16 protein-coding genes are annotated in these 16,045 nt (G+C 55.4%); 7 read left to right on the top strand and 9 right to left on the bottom strand.

From position 1 onward, the window contains the following. Positions 1 to 3: 3 nt before the first annotated feature. The 6 genes from tsaE to ftsH form a co-directional block, all read right to left on the bottom strand. Entirely contained in the window at positions 4 to 567 is a 564-nt protein-coding gene (gene tsaE, locus JW984_16070; GenBank protein ID MBN1574715.1) for a tRNA (adenosine(37)-N6)-threonylcarbamoyltransferase complex ATPase subunit type 1 TsaE, read from the bottom strand. A 119-nt stretch (positions 568 to 686) separates the two neighbouring features. Beyond that, positions 687 to 2,339: an NAD(P)H-hydrate dehydratase gene (locus JW984_16065; GenBank protein ID MBN1574714.1), complete on the bottom strand. Its 1,653-nt coding sequence runs from the start codon at positions 2,337 to 2,339 to the stop codon at positions 687 to 689. A gap of 187 nt (positions 2,340 to 2,526) precedes the next feature. Then, entirely contained in the window at positions 2,527 to 2,928 is a 402-nt protein-coding gene (gene acpS / locus JW984_16060; protein ID MBN1574713.1) for a holo-ACP synthase, read from the bottom strand. Further along, positions 2,925 to 4,286: a phosphoglucosamine mutase gene (locus tag JW984_16055; protein ID MBN1574712.1), complete on the bottom strand. Its 1,362-nt coding sequence runs from the start codon at positions 4,284 to 4,286 to the stop codon at positions 2,925 to 2,927. The genes acpS and JW984_16055 overlap by 4 nt, the downstream gene beginning before the upstream one ends. A 285-nt stretch (positions 4,287 to 4,571) precedes the next feature. Then, positions 4,572 to 5,450, bottom strand: coding sequence for a dihydropteroate synthase (folP, locus tag JW984_16050; protein MBN1574711.1), 879 nt, complete (start codon positions 5,448 to 5,450; stop codon positions 4,572 to 4,574). 329 nt (positions 5,451 to 5,779) lie between these two features. Further along, positions 5,780 to 7,624, bottom strand: a complete 1,845-nt coding sequence (ftsH, locus tag JW984_16045; GenBank protein MBN1574710.1) for an ATP-dependent zinc metalloprotease FtsH — start codon at positions 7,622 to 7,624, stop codon at positions 5,780 to 5,782. A 302-nt stretch (positions 7,625 to 7,926) separates the two neighbouring features. Between ftsH and proC the strand changes: the two genes are divergently transcribed. Continuing rightward, positions 7,927 to 8,742, top strand: coding sequence for a pyrroline-5-carboxylate reductase (proC, locus tag JW984_16040; GenBank protein ID MBN1574709.1), 816 nt, complete (start codon positions 7,927 to 7,929; stop codon positions 8,740 to 8,742). Between the two features lie 223 nt (positions 8,743 to 8,965). On the opposite strand, the gene JW984_16035 is transcribed toward proC, so the two are convergent. The 3 genes from JW984_16035 to maf form a co-directional block, all read right to left on the bottom strand. After that, complete coding sequence (locus JW984_16035) at positions 8,966 to 9,277, bottom strand: hypothetical protein (GenBank protein MBN1574708.1); 312 nt, start codon at positions 9,275 to 9,277, stop codon at positions 8,966 to 8,968. 110 nt (positions 9,278 to 9,387) lie between these two features. Further along, the gene (locus JW984_16030; GenBank protein ID MBN1574707.1) at positions 9,388 to 10,107 is read right to left on the bottom strand and encodes a YggS family pyridoxal phosphate-dependent enzyme; all 720 of its coding nucleotides are present in this window, start codon (positions 10,105 to 10,107) and stop codon (positions 9,388 to 9,390) included. A gap of 45 nt (positions 10,108 to 10,152) precedes the next feature. Next, complete coding sequence (gene maf, locus JW984_16025) at positions 10,153 to 10,740, bottom strand: septum formation inhibitor Maf (protein ID MBN1574706.1); 588 nt, start codon at positions 10,738 to 10,740, stop codon at positions 10,153 to 10,155. A gap of 160 nt (positions 10,741 to 10,900) precedes the next feature. Between maf and JW984_16020 the strand changes: the two genes are divergently transcribed. From JW984_16020 to JW984_15995, 6 genes are all read left to right on the top strand, one after another. Further along, positions 10,901 to 11,299, top strand: a complete 399-nt coding sequence (locus JW984_16020; GenBank protein MBN1574705.1) for a YjbQ family protein — start codon at positions 10,901 to 10,903, stop codon at positions 11,297 to 11,299. A gap of 16 nt (positions 11,300 to 11,315) precedes the next feature. Further along, a complete protein-coding gene (locus JW984_16015; protein MBN1574704.1) occupies positions 11,316 to 11,978 on the top strand; it encodes a hypothetical protein in 663 nt (220 codons plus the stop codon). 15 nt (positions 11,979 to 11,993) lie between these two features. Then, positions 11,994 to 12,959 carry a tryptophan--tRNA ligase gene (gene trpS, locus JW984_16010; protein ID MBN1574703.1) on the top strand — a complete coding sequence of 322 codons (966 nt, stop codon included), beginning with the start codon at positions 11,994 to 11,996 and terminating at the stop codon, positions 12,957 to 12,959. Between the two features lie 311 nt (positions 12,960 to 13,270). Continuing rightward, complete coding sequence (locus JW984_16005) at positions 13,271 to 13,738, top strand: hypothetical protein (GenBank protein ID MBN1574702.1); 468 nt, start codon at positions 13,271 to 13,273, stop codon at positions 13,736 to 13,738. A gap of 101 nt (positions 13,739 to 13,839) precedes the next feature. After that, positions 13,840 to 14,535 (top strand): hypothetical protein, encoded by a 696-nt coding sequence (locus tag JW984_16000; protein ID MBN1574701.1) that lies wholly within the window; start codon positions 13,840 to 13,842, stop codon positions 14,533 to 14,535. Positions 14,536 to 14,615: 80 nt separating this feature from the next. Next, positions 14,616 to 15,653, top strand: a complete 1,038-nt coding sequence (locus JW984_15995; protein MBN1574700.1) for a WG repeat-containing protein — start codon at positions 14,616 to 14,618, stop codon at positions 15,651 to 15,653. The last annotated feature ends 392 nt before the right edge of the window (positions 15,654 to 16,045 follow it).

The following is a 16,045-nucleotide window of genomic DNA, read 5'->3' as shown; positions in this document are numbered from 1 at the left end:
GATTTAAGAAAAATCTATGAGTTTAACCGCGATTTTTTTGTAATTTATTGTATCGCCTGAAAACGTTACGTTGAATTCCCTGTCGTTCTCGCCCAAGATGGAAATCGATATATCGAGGCGGTCGTCCGGGAGGAGTTCGTCTGCCCTCTCCGCCCACTCCACGACCGTAACCCCGTCGCCGTAGAAATACTCCTCGTAGCCCAGATCGATCAGCTCGTCCGCCACATTGAGCCTGTAGAGGTCTATGTGGTAGAGGGGAACCTCCCCCGGGTACTCGTTGATCAGGGTGAAGCTGGGGCTCACGATCCTGTATCCCTCGTCTATCCCCAGGCCCACCGCCAATCCCTGGGTCAGCTTCGTCTTTCCCGCCCCCATCTCGCCGGTCAGCGCCAGGCAGATCCCACCGCCCTTAGTATCATTATCCTCGGCCCCTCTCATGGCTGCAAAAATCCCCTCCCCAAGCGCTACTCCCAACCGAACCGTCTCACCGGCGGAGCGGGTCCTTATCACCACCCCGTCCCCCTTGCGCTCGGACGCGCCCGTTACGGAACCTCCCCTTGAAGTCATCCTTCGCCCCCCGCGGCATAAGGCGGATAGGGGGAAGTCCATCTCATCTCCCCGCCGCCCCAAGCCCGTTTTTTTAAGAATTTCAAATCCCGGGTTTCAATTTAATCCTGCCTGTTTGGCTAAACCCTGTACATGCCCCGCGCCGAAAAGCCATCAATGCCGTCCGATTCCAGGGCCTCGCCGTTGTAAAGCGCCGCCGTTATCCCCGGTATCTCTTCTAATATATCGGCCGTGCCTAAGGATACCTCTCCGACCCTCTCCGCGGCCGAATCACCCGCCATGCCGTGTACATACACGCCGGCTAGGGCGGCCTTCTTTGGGTTTTCCCCGACCGCCAAGAATCCCCCGATAAGCCCGGTCAGGATGTCTCCCACGCCCCCCCTGGCCATCCCGGGGTTGCCGCATGTTGCGATGAAGAGCTCGCCGTCCGGGGCCGCGACGATCGTCCGGGCGCCCTTGAGAACGACCCAGATTCCGTACTCCAGGGCAAAGCCCGAAGCCGCTCCCACCCTGTCTACCTGAAGTTCGGCGCTCCTTTTTCCTATCAGTCTTCCCATCTCCCCCGGATGCGGTGTGATTATTATGTCCGCCTTCCTCTTCTTGAGGACTGAGCAGTCGCCCGCTACGGCGTTAAGCCCGTCGGCGTCGATGACAAGGGGAAGGTTCGATTCGAGGACAAGCCCCCTCACTACGTCGGCGATCCCGCCCTTTGTCCCCAGCCCCGGCCCCAGGGCGAGGGCGTTGACGGAGCTTCCATCCCCCGCGAGATCCAGGACACGATCCAGGGCTTTGGGCGTTAGATAACCCCCGTCGTCCGGGAGGGGTTCTGTCATGGCGGCGGTCGTCTTTACCTCCATGACATCGTTTAAGGACGCAGGCACACCCACGGTGACCAGGCCCGCCCCGGAGAGGAGGGCGCCTTCCGCGGCCAGGGCCGCCGCACCCGTCTTTCCGGGAGAGCCGGCCACTATGAGGAGGTGGCCGAAGTCCCCCTTGTGGGCCTGGGGATTCCTCTTTGCGGTGAGGGAGAAGAACTCCCCCGGGGTGACGAGGCTGGTATCGATCTCCATCCTCTCGACCAGCCTCTTGGGGATCGAAATGTCGAGGACGTAAAGCTCCCCGGCGTATTCAGCCCCGGGGTAAATTATCTCGCCCAGCTTCGGCAGCGCCAAGGCGAACGTGGAGTCGGCCTTAACAGCCACGCCCATGACCCTTCCCGTATCCGAGTCTATGCCGGAGGGGATATCGACCGCGACGACTTTTTTGCGGTGTCCTTTCGGCATACGGGATGAAGCATCAACAATGTCGTTTACGGCAGTGATCATCCGGGCGTAGATCCCCCCCACCTCCCGGTCGAGACCGGTCCCCAACATAGCGTCCACGACGAATCCCCGCTCCTTTATCGATTCGGCGAAGGGGAGGAGGTCTTCGTCCCTCTTAACCTCCGCCACCCCGATCCCCATCTTTTTCAGGATGTCGAGGTTGGTCTTGGACTCCCCCTCCCTGACCTTTTCCGCCTCCCCTGCGATGAAGACGTCAACGGAAACGCCGCGGTTTGCGAGGTGCCTTGCGATCACGAAGCCGTCTCCGCCGTTGTTTCCCCTTCCGCAGGCGATCACCGCGCCCGTCTCCCTGACCTCCGGGAATTTCTCCAAAAAGAGTCCAGCGACCCCGAGGCCGGCGTTTTCCATGAGCACGGCACCGGAGATGCCGAACTCCGCCATCGCCCGCCGGTCAAGCTCTCTGATTATTTCGGCCGTTGCAACCTTCATCCCGCACCCGATAGACTTGAAAAGATTTCTCAACCGCATATAAAAGATCAGGCCCAAGGCCCGACAAATGGATTATCAAACAAATATATTACTGCAAAATTAAGTACAATTCCCCTTTAAGGCCTTGTTGATTTAACCGGTATTCCCCGTATAAATCCATTTACGATATTCCCCACGGCCCCCAATTTTATAGGCCGCCGCTTCCGTCCCGGCCCCCCTCGAAGATGACCACCGCAAAGGCGATGTCCCTTGAATGGGTAAGGCTTACCGTGATCGACTTCCCCCCCATCTCCTCGAAGAGCGCTCTTCCGCCCCCCTGGAGCCGGATGTCCGGCTTTCCCCTCGGCCCCCTTACGACCTCGATGTCTTTTAACGCCACCCCCTGGAATAGCCCCCTTCCCAGCGCCTTCAGCGTGGCCTCCTTGGCGGCGAACCTGGCGGCGTAGGACGCCGAGGGATCCCTCTTCCTCTTGCAGTAGGCGTTCTCCCCCTCGGTGAAGACCCGCCTCTCGAAGCCCGCCCCCCTTCTCTTCAGGGCCAGGGCCATCCGCTCTATCTCCAGGGCGTCGGTCCCAATGCCGATTATCATCCAAGCTCCTTTTTGATGCACTCTATTATATCGTCGACCAGAGTTGAGATGAGTTTTTCGTCCTCCCCCTCCGCCATGACCCTCAACTTCGGCTCCGTCCCGGAGTATCTGACGAGGACCCTCCCCTTGTCGCCGAGGCGCTTTGTCGCCTTGTCGATCTCCTCCTTCACCTTCGGAACGGTGTCGAGATTAACCTTCTCCCTTACCATGACGTTTTTAAGAACCTGCGGGAACTCCGTCATTATTCCGGAAAGCTCCGACAGCTTCTTCTGTTTTCTGACCATGACCGAAAGGAGCTTTAAGGCAGAGAGGATTCCGTCGCCGGTGGTGTTGTAGTTGATGAAGATTAGATGGCCCGACCGCTCCCCGCCTAGGCTGTACCCCCCCTTGACCATCTTCTCCACGACGTACCTGTCCCCCACGGGTGTCCTCACGAGCCTTCCGCCGATCTCCTTCATGAAAAGCTCGAGGCCCATGTTGCTCATAACGGTGGCTACGAGGACGCCGCCGACAAGCTCTTTGTTCTCCATCTTCTCCCTGGCGCAGATCGCCATGATCTGGTCTCCGTTCACCTCAACGCCGTTTTCGTCCACGACGATGACCCTGTCCGCGTCGCCGTCCAGCGCGATCCCGATGTCGGCCCTGTTTTCTTTAACGACCTTGCTTATCACCTCTGGATAGAGGGAGCCGAACTTGTCGTTGATGTTCTCGCCGTTCGGCTCGTCTCCGATGGTGATCACCTTCGCCCCCAGCTCCTCGAATACGGAGGGCGCCACCCTGTACGCCGCGCCGTGGGCGCAGTCCACGGCGATGGTCATCCCTGTGAGGTCGAGGTCTTTGGGAAAGGTGGCTTTTAGAAAAACTACGTATCTCCCCACCGCGTCGTCGACCCTGAAGGCCTTTCCCACCTCCTGGGCCGTGGGGCGGAGCTCGTCGATCTTGTTGGAGAAAATCAGCTCCTCGATTTCCAGCTCCTTCTTGTCCGGGAGCTTGAAGCCGTCGCCGGAGAATATCTTTATGCCGTTGTCCTGAAACGGGTTGTGGGAGGCCGAGATGACGACCCCGGCGTCCGCCCTCATGCTCGACGTTATGAAGGCGATGCCGGGCGTCGGGAGGGGCCCCACAAGGAGGACGTCAACGCCCATCGAGCAGATGCCGGAGGCCATGGCCGTCTCCAGCATGTAGCCGGAGAGCCTCGTGTCCTTGCCGATGACTATCCTGTGTCTCCTGTTGCTGTCCTTAAAAATATAGGCCGTGGCCCTGCCCACCTTCATGGCGGTCTCGGTCGTCATCGGCTCCTCGTTTGCCACGCCCCTGATACCGTCCGTGCCGAAGAGCCTCTTCGTCTCGCTGATCATATATAATTTCCTAAATACCTAAAAAATCTTTCCCTGAATCTATCGCCCAAGACTAATTTATAAAATCAGAGCGGTCCGCTTCCCTTCCAAGATTTTCCCAATCTCCCCCATCCCGTTTGCGTCGAGGCCCAATCGAAACCGCCTTCCACCACCTCTTTTGCCATCGCCTTTTCCTATCGTATCTTCCCGATCCCTTTTCCCCTTCCCCACCCTAATATCGCCGCCGCCCGTCTCCGCCCCCTTGAGATCCTAATTGGAAGGAGAGCCCGAGATAAAATAACTTCCCTACGCCCTTCTCTCTATCGACTCCCTCTTTACGGCGTCGATTACCTCTATTACCTCTTTCGTCTCCGGGACGTTGTGGACCCTGACGATGTGGGCGCCGTAAATTGCCGCCGCCGCCGCCGCCCCCAGGCTCCCCCAGAGCCTGTCTCCCGTCTCCCTTCCCGTCACCCCGCCGATGAAAGCCTTCTGGGAGGCCCCGATGAGGACCGGCCTCCCCAGGACGTAGAAATCGGTGATCCTCTTTATTATCGTGAGGTTGTCGTCCCAGGTCTTCCCGAAGCCTATTCCCGGATCTACTATGATCTTCTCAAAATCTACACCGGCCTTCACGGCTATCTCGATAGATCCCCCGAGATAGTCGGTTATCTCGCCTGTCAGGTCGTCGTAAGTCGGGTTTTTCTGCATATCCTTGGGCGTCCCCTTGATATGCATCAGGACGACCGGGATGCCGAGCTCGGCCGCAAGGGGGGCCATCTCCTCGTCGAACCTCATGCCGCTGATGTCGTTTATCATAGATGCCCCGGCGACTACGGCCTCTTTTGCCACCTTGGACTTGTAGGTGTCGATGCTTATGGGGACATCGCTCCTTTCCCTGACGCCTTCGATTACGGGTATGACCCTGTCAAGCTCCTCCCCGATCGTTATCGACTCGGCGCCGGGCCGGGTGGACTCCCCCCCGATGTCTATTATGTGGGCGCCGTCATCAATCATCTTTAGGGCGCCGTTTAACGCGTCGTCAACTCGGTAGTGCTTTCCGCCGTCGGAAAAGGAGTCCGGGGTGACGTTTACGATACCCATGATTAGGGTTCTGCCCTTAAGGTCGTAATTCCTTCCGCCGACGGGTAGCCTGAAGTTCCCCTCTTCGCACCTACTTATCATGTCTTCCGTCTCTATCTCGGATCGGATTTTATTCTCCCTGCCCACCTCATCCTCCATCTTTCCTCTTCCGTATTTCAAGAGCCTCGTCATTGTTTGAGCAATATCCTTAAAGCAGGCCCGTTCATAAGACCGGGATCGCCCACAAAGCCAACAAAACCACCTACCTTACAACGCCTTTCCCCCAATCATAAAAAGCGTTTATTATATTCAAGCCGGAGTCAAACAGGGGGTCAACCCGAAGGTCAAAACGGAGGCTCAATTATTGGATTAATCTTGATGCAAAAGGTGGGATGAAAATCCGCTGCGCCGTCCGATGAGGCCGTCAACTTCTATTTCGTCTTGGCCGCCGATGTCTCCGTCTTCGCCCCAAGGAGCTCGCCCCGCTTGAATATATCGTCTATCTCCGCCCCCGTCAGAACCTCCTTCTTCAGCAGCTCTTCGGCAAGGGCGTGGAGCTTGTCGATGTTCTTGAGAATGATCTTCTTGGTCTTGTTGTAGCACTCCTTTACTATCGCCTTTACCTCGTCGTCGATCTCTTGGGCGGTCTTTTCGCTGTAGTCCTTGTGCTGGGACATCTCTTTGCCGAGAAAGACCATCTCCTCCCGCTTGCCGAAGGTCAGGGGTCCGAGCTTATCGCTCATGCCCCAGTTTGTTACCATCTTTCTGGCCAGGTCGGTCGATACCTCGAGGTCGTGGCCGGCGCCGGTCGATATTTCGTCGAGAACCAGCTCCTCCGCTATCCTGCCGCCCAGAAGGACCTGGATCCTGCTCAAGAGGAAGTCCCTCTTGTAGCTGTGGCGATCGTCCAACGGAAGCTGCTGTGTGACTCCCAATGCCCTCCCCCTCGGGATGATCGTGACCTTATGAATGGGGTCGGCCTCGGGAAGTATCTGTGCCACGAGGGCATGGCCCGACTCGTGATAGGCGGTGAGCCTCTTCTCCTCGTCGCTGATTATCATCGATCTTCTCTCGGAGCCCATCAGGAGCTTGTCCTTTGCGTGCTCGAAGTCGACCATCTGCACGTTCGGCTTTTCGAGCCTTGCGGCGATGAGCGCCGCCTCGTTGACGAGGTTTTCCAGGTCCGCCCCGGAGAATCCGGGGGTTCCCTTGGAGATGACCGTAAGATTCACGTCGTCGGCCATCGGTATCTTCTTCGTGTGGACCTTCAGGATCTTCTCCCTCCCCACGTAGTCGGGAGTGGGGACGACGATCTGCCTGTCAAACCTGCCGGGGCGCAGGAGTGCGGGGTCGAGGACGTCGGGGCGGTTTGTGGCCGCGATCAAGATTACCCCCTCGTTCGCCTCGAATCCGTCCATCTCGACAAGGAGCTGGTTTAAGGTCTGCTCCCGCTCGTCGTGGCCGCCCCCCAGGCCAGCCCCCCGGTGCCTGCCTACGGCGTCTATCTCGTCTATAAAGACGATGCACGGCGATCTCCTCTTCGCCTGTTCGAAGAGGTCCCTGACCCTCGATGCGCCGACCCCGACGAACATCTCCACAAAGTCGGAGCCGGAGATCGTGAAGAAGGGCACGCCCGCCTCTCCAGCTATGGCCCTGGCGAGAAGGGTCTTCCCTGTGCCGGGCGCACCCAGAAGGAGGACCCCCTTCGGAATGCGCCCCCCCAGACGGGTGAACTTCTTGGGGTTTTTCAGAAAGTCGACTATCTCCCCCAGCTCCTCCTGTGCCTCGTCAATGCCAGCGACATCGGCGAAGGTGACCTTCTTGGTCGTTTCATCCAGGAGCTTCGCCTTGCTCTTCCCGAACGACAGCGCCTTCCCCGGCCCCCCCGCCTGGATCTGCCTCATGAAGAAAGCCCAGAAGATGACCAGCATCAGAACGAGGATCATGATCTGGGCGATCCCCGTCTGGTACCATGGGACCTTCTCCTTTTCCGATTTTATTTCAATGCCGCTTTTCAAGAGTCTGTCCACAAGGGTGGGGTGTTCCGGCATATGGGTTTTATACTTGTTTCCCTTTAAATCCTCGCCGGAGACCTCCCTCCCCTGGATAGTCACCTTGGCGATCTTGTCCTTTCCCGGCTGCTCGACCTTTTTCAAAAAATCGCTATAGGTAAGCTCCTCCACCTTGACCTCCTCTCTCTGCAGGAGGGTCGCCGCAAGGATTATAACGAGGATGATTATAAGCCAGAGGAACATGTTCTTGGTCGATTGATTCATGAGATTCCCTTTTTTATCGTCACTGCCCATTGTTCTCTTCCGAAAACGGCCCTATGAAGATGGCCGTTTAAGGCATCTTTCAAAGGCCCTTTATTATGAGTGTTTAGCTATATTCTTGATTTTAAAATTAACCTTGTAATATTATCACTCTTGCTATATATTGTCAATTAGATTTAGGGTTGCTTTTGAGTTTGTTCAGAATGCCGTTTTTTGCTCCGATTTGGGATTGGAGATCGGGGGAATTACCGATGTCCCGAATCGACACTTAAAGGCCTGACGGGGAGGATAAAATCGAAAAAATGATGGATAAGATGACCGTGGGATTTTTGGGTTCCGGTAACATGGCGGAGGCGCTGATCAGGGGTATCTTGGGCACCGGCCGCGCCGGGGCCGATAGGATAATCGCGACCGATATCTCGAGGGATCGGCTTAAATATATCTCCGAGACCTACAGTGTTAAGACGGCGGAAAATCCGGTCGATATGGCAAGGGGATCCGATGTGATATTCATCGCCACGAAGCCCGCCCAGATCGGCGAGGCCTTGAGGTCGGTGAATGATGTTATCGATCAAAAAAAGCTCGTAATATCGATCGCGGCCGGGATCACGATCGCCTTTATCGAGCAGAGGCTCAAGAAAAACGTCCCGGTAATCAGGGTGATGCCGAACACGCCCGCCCTCGTCCTTGCCGGGATGGCGGCGCTCTCTGCCGGATCGTCCGCGACGGATGAGCATATGCAGATCGCCCTTTCGATCTTTTCCGCCGTGGGGGAGGCGGTCGTGGTGGACGAGGGGCTGATTGACGCCGTGACGGCCCTATCCGGAAGCGGGCCGGCCTACGTCTTCATGGTGATAGAGGCGATGGCGGACGGCGGGGTCAAGGCGGGGCTTTCGAGGCATATCGCCCTAAAGCTCGCCGCCCAGACGGTCATGGGGGCGGCGAAGATGGTGATTGAGACCGGAAGACACCCGGGCGAGCTCAAGGATATGGTGACCTCCCCCGGGGGAACCACCATCGAGGCGCTCTCGGTCCTGGAGGACAACGGCGTTCGGGGGGCGTTCATCGAGGCGGTGGAGGCGGCCTTCCTGAAGGCGAAGGAGCTGGGGAAAAAGGGTTGAAATATTTAGTGGGTGGCAGGCAGAAGGACAATCTCCACGGGGATAATCGCAGCGGGGGCTACAGCAACTGGGGGCCGATTGCAGCAGGGGTGGCAACGGCAGCAGGGGGCCGATCACAAAGGGCAAGGAGGCTGACAGTATAAGGAGGGGAGGGGATTTATACCGTAAGGGGGAGAGGGAAATTCCCTCTCCCCCCGAATTTCAATGCCTCACCTCGCACGGACTACTCGAACCACTTCTTCTTCGCCCTGTCGACCTCGCTGTTCAAAAGCGCCTTGCCGACCTCGTCGTGCTGAATCCAATCTTTGATCCCCCAGTCCCGCGTGTCGGCAAAGGTATCCTTCACGCCCCAGTGGATCTTCTCCACCACCTTAAAGCCGTCGTCGGTCAAGAGGAAGTGGTAGTTAAAGAGCAGTCCCACAAATATTGCAAGGAAGATTGCAAAGACGATAAGAAGCGCCACGGAGCCTCCCAGAAGAAGGACGGGCCCCTTGCTCTTCCTTCCCCCCTTCGATGTATTCCTCTTTTTTGCCACGATTGCCTCCTAATATTAATTAAACTAATTGAACTGGATATACGATTTTAGTCGCCTCTCGAAACCCTACCATATGCGTCGATTCAGGGTTGCTCCCCGTCAATGCCCCTCTACCGTCTCTGTCCGAAGATCGCCGTCCCGACCCTGACCATCGTCGCCCCCTCCTCGATCGCCACTGGGTAGTCCGCCGACATCCCCATCGAGAGCTCGTCCATCGAGACCCCTGGGATATTCTCCGCCTTGATTTTCTCTAGCAGCTCCCTTAAGGCTGTGAAGAAGGGCCTTACCTCCTCGGTGTCGAGGCCGAAGGGAGGCATCCCCATCAGCCCCCGAACCTTGAGGTTTTCGAGGGTCGATATCCCCCTCACCAGGTCTACGACGCCGGAGACCTCTATCCCGGACTTACGCTCCTCGTGGGAGATGTTCACCTGAACGAGGATCTCCTGAACCTTCCCCACGCCCTTCGCCCTCCTGTCGAGCTCGACCGCCAGGGGAAGGCCGTCCACGGAGTGGATCAGGTCGAAGAGCTTCACGGCGTACCTCGACTTGTTCCTCTGGAGGTGCCCGATGAAATGCCACCGGACGCCGCCCGCCCCGGAGCCCGGCATCCCCTCTATCTTCTCCTTCGCCTCCTGCACGTAGTTTTCTCCCAGGTCGGCCGCCCCGGCCTCGATCGCCCGCTCGACCACCCCCAGGTCAAAGGTCTTGGTGACCGTGATCAGGGTGACCCCGGCCGGGTCCCTTCCAACCCTTCCGCACGCATCTCTGATCTGGCCCAGCACCCGCTCGAGGTTCTTCTTGATCTCTTCTGTTTCAACCACGAGACGCATCCTCCCTTCACGCTTAATTTAATATGTTACAATCAGAGGCCGTTTCTACCCGGCGTACTTCAAAGCGCCGAGCTTAATCAGCAGTTCCACCACCTCCGATACCGGAAGCCCCACCACGTTTGAATACGAGCCGTTGATCTCTCTCACCATGATTGATGCGTACCCCTGAACCGCGTAGGCCCCCGCCTTGTCCATAGGCTCCGACGTGGCCACGTAGGCGGCGATCTCATCGATTCCGAGCTCCTTCATCGTGACGAAGGTCTCGGCGTGGCAAGATACCTCGATGCCCTCGTCCTTTGCCGTGACGGAGTATCCGGTTATGACGCTGTGTTTCTTTCCCGAGAGGCTTTGGAGCATCTCCTTGGCGTCCCGGGCGTCCCTCGGCTTTCCCATTATCCGGCCTTCGAGGACGACCACGCTGTCGGCCCCTATCACGAAGGCGTCGGGGTAAATCTCAGCCACCTTAACGGCCTTTTCGAGAGACAGCCTCTCGGCGTGTTCCGACGGGGTCTCGCCGCCTATCAAAGACTCGTCCACGTCAGCAGTTATGACGTCAAAGATAATCCCGACGGAAGACAAAAGCTCTCTCCTCCTGGGTGAGTTGGACGCGAGGACTATTTTCCTTGTTGTGATGAACAACTAAACTCCCCCTCCGCTCTCGAATAAAGACCCTTTTTGCCTCGATTTTTTTAACCAACAGTGTATCTTATCACAACTATTGTATTAAAAAGTACTTGAAAAAAAAAGTCAAGGGTGATAGTTTAACATCCTGAACTTTTTTGAGAAAAATTTTATGAAACAGCTGAATATTGCGTCTCAAAAGCGGATTGAGATGATAGACATCACAGCCGATGTCAAGAGAGCAGTAAAGGAGACCGGGGTCATGAGGGGGGTCTGCCTGATCTACGTCCCCCACACAACGGCGGCCGTTACCATCAACGAAAACGCCGACCCGGACGTCCCGAGGGATATACTGGAAAGGCTCGACAAGCTCGTGCCCGCCGGCGACAATTACCGCCACAGGGAGGGAAACTCCGACGCCCATATCAAATCGAGCATCGTCGGGGCCTCGGAGATGGTGATAATCGAAAATTCCACCCTCGTTCTCGGAACCTGGCAGTCCGTCTTTTTCTGCGAGTTTGACGGACCCAGGAGGAGGAATGCCATCGTGAAGATCATTCCTGAAGCTTAAAAAAATGGAGTTGAAAATGAGAAATGCAGTAAGAACCGGCATAAGAATTGTTTTAAAGGCCCTTTTCCCGCTCTTGGCGATGTCGACATCGACGGCCGTGGCGTGGGACACAAGCAATATATTCCCCATCAACGAAGGGGCGAGGTGGAAATACACCGGAATGTGGGAGAACATCAACACCGGCAAGAAAACCCCGATATCCCTTGAGGCAAAGGTCTTGAGGTTTGTAAACGGCGGCGGGTATCTTGGCGCCCATATGCAGGGACATCCCACAGACATCGAGAGCATTAAATCGGGAGAGGTTGCCAAATCGACCTACGTTTACTACGTCCTCGGAAACAGGGTCTATAAGATCACCAATCCCTCCGACATGAACAGCGCCATGTCGGGCCGCTACGATCCAAGGGAAGACGAGATATTCATGACCTTTCCGCTGAAACCTGGGGCCTACTTCGGGAAGATGGCTGGCGATAATGGGTGGCAGGTGGAGGCGGCGTCTATTCCGATACCGGCCGTCAGGTGCAAGATGGACGGATACATAATAATACTGAAAAAGAAGGACATGATAAAGCTCATGACCTTTGTGCCCATCGTGGGGATAACGTCGTACCAATACTTAAACTACAACACCGGGGATAAGATAAAACTGAATCTCTCGGAATACGTAACTGGAGAATAAAAAAGGAGAGCTTTTATGCGCGTGCTTTCGGGGATTCAGCCTTCCGGTTCCCTCCACATTGGGAACTACTTCGCCATGATGAGGCGAATGATCCGCTATCAGGAAGAGCACACCCTCTTCGTTTTCATAGTGAACCTCCACGCCCTTACCTCTGTGTCGGACGGGGCAAGGCTCGGCGCCGATACCCTTACCGCCGCGGTGGATTTCATCTCCCTGGGGCTCGATCCGGAAAAGTGCTTCTTCTGGGTCCAGTCCGACGTCCCGGAGGTCACGGAGCTGACATGGATTTTGTCGAACGTCACCCCTATGGGTCTTCTGGAGAGGGCCCACAGCTATAAGGACAAGACCGCCAAGGGAATCTCCCCGAACCACGGGCTTTTTGCCTACCCGGTCTTGATGGCCGCCGACATCCTCCTCTATCAGTCGGACGTAGTCCCCGTGGGGCAGGATCAGAAGCAGCACCTTGAGATGACGAGGGATATCGCCATCCGCTTCAACAACGCATTCGGCGAGACCTTTACCATACCGGAGGCGGAGATCGACGAAGACCTCGCGGTAATCCCCGGAATCGACGGACAGAAGATGAGCAAATCCTACGGCAACACCATCGATATATTCGAGACGGAAGAGGCGCTGAAGAAAAAGGTAATGAGCGTCGTCACCGATTCCAAGGGGGTAGACGAGCCTAAAGACCCGGACAACGACAGCCTCTTTCAGCTGATGTGCCTCTTCATTGACACAGACGAGAGGGAGGCATTGAGGGACAGATATATTAAACCCGGGCTTAAGTATTCCGAAGTGAAAAAGGAGCTCTTCAAGAAGATATGGGAGTTCTACGCCCCGTATCGCGAAAAGAGGGAGGGGCTTCTAAAGGATGCGGATACGGTGAGGGATATATTAAAGGCAGGGGCGGAGAAGACGAGGGAGGAGGCGATGAAGACCCTCGATCTCGTCAGGGAGAGGGTGGGGTTGAAATACTGATTTTATACGCGATTCGTTCGCTCCTTTGCCGCAATCTCACACCAAAAACCACCTCTCCTCGGGTTTGGGGCCGGTGTCTTCTGATCGGTTACCGACGCCGTTTTTGATTTCTACTCTCTTCCTTGGATGGACTCTCTCCTCGAAAAAGAATGATTGCCAGTGCTTTATTCCAATGAAGAGCTCAATACCCCTTTAATTGTTCGCTTATATATTTTAGGAATGGTGTTAATGGTTGACACCCGGATTTAATAAAGTCAAGGCTGCTCCTTAATAAATCTCTTTTATCCAACGTCTACCTGAGGGATATGAAAATGATTATCATGGAAACAAAAGTGTATGTGGCGGGACTTTCGGGAAGAGAGGTAACGGATTTTATGCTGAATCCCAGCGACGAAAACTACAGGAGATGGTGGAACGGGACGCATCTCGAGTTTCACTTATTGAAATCTCGTCCGGGGCACGTCGGCGACGTGGTATATATGGACGAGTTCATAGGGAGGCACAGGGTGAAGATGAAGGGGGTGGTCGTGGAGGCGGTCCCTGGGGAGCTGATCGTCTGGCAGTTCAAAAAGATGATTAAGCTGCCCGGACGGCTCTTTCTTAAGCTCAAGGACGACAAAGAGGGGGTGAGAATCACCCACACCATAACGATCGGCTTCGGCGGAATCGGGAAAATTCTCGATCCGATCTTCAGGCTGTTCTTCCACAAAGATTTTGAAGAGGCAATGGAAGAGCACGCAAGGATCGAGTTCAACAAGTTAAGGGAGGTTCTGCATTGATTTAGCAGGACGCGTTTCATATCTATATCGCAAAACCTAAAAAGGCTTTGAGCTTTCCAACCTGAATTTAATATCTTGATTATATTATTTGAGGACAAAATTTGGATTTCAAGGACAACAGAAAAAGAAAAATAGTCTTTGTGAGCCATTGCATCCTGAACCAGAACCTGCGCTTCCCCGGCATCGCCGTCCAGGCCGGGGCGTGCAGCGAGCTGGTGGAGAAGCTGCTGGAAAACGATCTTGGAATCGAGCAGATTCCTTGCCTGGAGCGTCTCGGGTGGGGCGGGGTATCGAGGAAAAACTACTTCAGATACCAGCCCCTTTTTTTCGACTATGCGGACACGTTCCTGTCCGGATTGATCAAGTTTTTCGGGGCGCTGTGGATATACAAGTACGGCCTCCTCTGCAAGAGGGAGGCCAGGAGGATCGTCAAGCATACAAAAGACTACATCGACTCCGATTACTCGGTTGTGGGCATAATCACGGTGAACGACAGCCCGACGGATGGAATAACCCAGACCCTTGACCTCCTTCGGTCGGCCGAGAAGTTAAAGACTATAAAACATGGTCGGGAGATTTTGAGAAATCCCGAATTGGATAAGATGAGAGAGAGCATCCCCCTGCTGTGCGAAAAGGGAACGGGGATATTTGCAAAGAGGCTCAAACGCGAATTGAAGAAAAAGAATATCGATATAAAAATAGTAGGCTACGATCCCTGGGCCGACCAGGAGGTTGAATCGAAAAGGGTTATAAGCGATCTTAAGAATGGCGGATTCGAGCCCTCTAAAAAGGCTTGACTTTCGCTGGATTTTTGCCATAGTACATATTAGCGGATTAACGGTGAGTGTTTTTTTACTATACAAGGGAGGAACGAAAAATGAAGAGAACAATTAAATGGGCAATCGTCCCGGTCTTCGTGTCTCTTCTGGCGGTACAAATCTTCTTCTCGGCCGGCTTGGCCCAGGAGACGACGGTGTCCTTCGACAACGCCTGGAGCTTTTCCGACGGGCTGGCCAGGGTGGCGGTGGGAAAGAGCATCGGATACATCGATAAAACCGGAAACTTCGTCATCAGGCCCAGCTTCTATCAGGTATCGATTTTCTTCTATCCAGCCTACGATTTTTACGAGGGGCGCGCCCAGGTTATAATCGCGGAAAAGAACGGTTTTATTGACAAGACAGGGGGAGTGGTTATAGACCCCAAGTTCGACGACGTGTGGAGGTTTTCGGAGGGGCTGGCCCAGTTCGAGATGAACGATAAGATCGGGTATATCGATCTCTCCGGGAATATCGTGATCGAGGCGAAGTTCGACGAAGGGGATAGGTTCTCCGGGGGGCTGGCGCCGGTCGAGCTGGACGGTAAATGGGGATACATCGACAAGAGCGGAAATATGGTGATCGATGCCGTGTATAAGGAGGCGAAAGTTTTTAGCGAGGGTCTCGCCGCAGTAAAGGTCAACGCCTGGGGATTCGTTGACAAGTCCGGGGCTATGGTGGTCGAGGCAAAGTACGACGATGTCTGGGAGTTCTCCGAGGGCCTCTGCGCCGTGGAGACGGGGGGGAAGATAGGCTTTATCGACGCCTCCGGGAATATGGTTATCACCCCGGCATATGAGGACGGCGAGTCGTTTAGCGATGGACTCGCGTCGGTGGAGATCGGCGGCAAGGACGGCTATATCGACAAGACAGGGGCCGTTGTCATCCCCGCAACCTTTGACGACGCAAATCCCTTTTCGGGGGGGCTGGCGGCGGTTGAGGTGAACGGCAAGTGGGGGTTTATCGACAAGGGCGGCAAATTCGTGATCGAGCCGAGGTTTGACCGGGCAAACAGATTCTCCGAGGGATTCGCCTCGGTGGAGATCGGCGGGAGGTGGTTCTTTGTCGACAAAACGGGAAAGATCCTCGGAAGCAAATAGTCAAGGGGGGGTTGAACAGCTTTGAGCGGTGGGAGGCTCGGGGGTTTTTATCTTGACTGATACATTAAAGCGTGATAATTTCTCCTGGGGGGTGTGGGGAAATTTCATCGGGTTTTTTTGGGGGGGGTAGAGAAAGATATTTAGGTGCCGGGGGCAGGGGAGATGCAGGGCAATAAGATGCTGTGGTGATGGGGCAATGGTGGGGGTGGGGAAAGATATTTAATTGTCGGGGGCAGGGGGGGAGCATACCAATAAGATGGAATTGTGATTTGATGGTTGGGCAGTAGAGTGGTGGGGTTCAGGGCAGCAAGATGCTGTGGTGATTGGGTGATTGGGTGATGGGGTGGGAGGATAATGATTTTAAGGGAAGACGGGATGGTGGGGTGACGGGA

Source organism: Candidatus Zymogenus saltonus (assembly GCA_016929395.1).
Lineage (GTDB): Bacteria > Desulfobacterota > Zymogenia > Zymogenales > Zymogenaceae > Zymogenus > Zymogenus saltonus.
Note: the sequence above shows the minus strand (reverse complement) of the source record. Positions and strands in the feature narration are given on the sequence as shown.

Excerpts from the sequence above, each read along its gene's own strand:
- ftsH (MBN1574710.1), bottom strand. The coding sequence starts at position 7,624 with ATGAATCAATCGACCAAGAACATGTTCCTCTGGCTTATAATCATCCTC.
- tsaE (MBN1574715.1), bottom strand. The coding sequence starts at position 567 with ATGACTTCAAGGGGAGGTTCCGTAACGGGCGCGTCCGAGCGCAAGGGG.
- acpS (MBN1574713.1), bottom strand. The coding sequence starts at position 2,928 with ATGATAATCGGCATTGGGACCGACGCCCTGGAGATAGAGCGGATGGCC.
- JW984_15995 (MBN1574700.1), top strand. The coding sequence starts at position 14,616 with ATGAAGAGAACAATTAAATGGGCAATCGTCCCGGTCTTCGTGTCTCTT.
- proC (MBN1574709.1), top strand. The coding sequence starts at position 7,927 with ATGGATAAGATGACCGTGGGATTTTTGGGTTCCGGTAACATGGCGGAG.
- JW984_16015 (MBN1574704.1), top strand. The coding sequence starts at position 11,316 with ATGAGAAATGCAGTAAGAACCGGCATAAGAATTGTTTTAAAGGCCCTT.
- JW984_16030 (MBN1574707.1), bottom strand. The coding sequence starts at position 10,107 with ATGCGTCTCGTGGTTGAAACAGAAGAGATCAAGAAGAACCTCGAGCGG.
- JW984_16065 (MBN1574714.1), bottom strand. The coding sequence starts at position 2,339 with ATGAAGGTTGCAACGGCCGAAATAATCAGAGAGCTTGACCGGCGGGCG.
- JW984_16020 (MBN1574705.1), top strand. The coding sequence starts at position 10,901 with ATGAAACAGCTGAATATTGCGTCTCAAAAGCGGATTGAGATGATAGAC.
- trpS (MBN1574703.1), top strand. The coding sequence starts at position 11,994 with ATGCGCGTGCTTTCGGGGATTCAGCCTTCCGGTTCCCTCCACATTGGG.
- JW984_16005 (MBN1574702.1), top strand. The coding sequence starts at position 13,271 with ATGATTATCATGGAAACAAAAGTGTATGTGGCGGGACTTTCGGGAAGA.
- folP (MBN1574711.1), bottom strand. The coding sequence starts at position 5,450 with ATGATAAGTAGGTGCGAAGAGGGGAACTTCAGGCTACCCGTCGGCGGA.
- JW984_16055 (MBN1574712.1), bottom strand. The coding sequence starts at position 4,286 with ATGATCAGCGAGACGAAGAGGCTCTTCGGCACGGACGGTATCAGGGGC.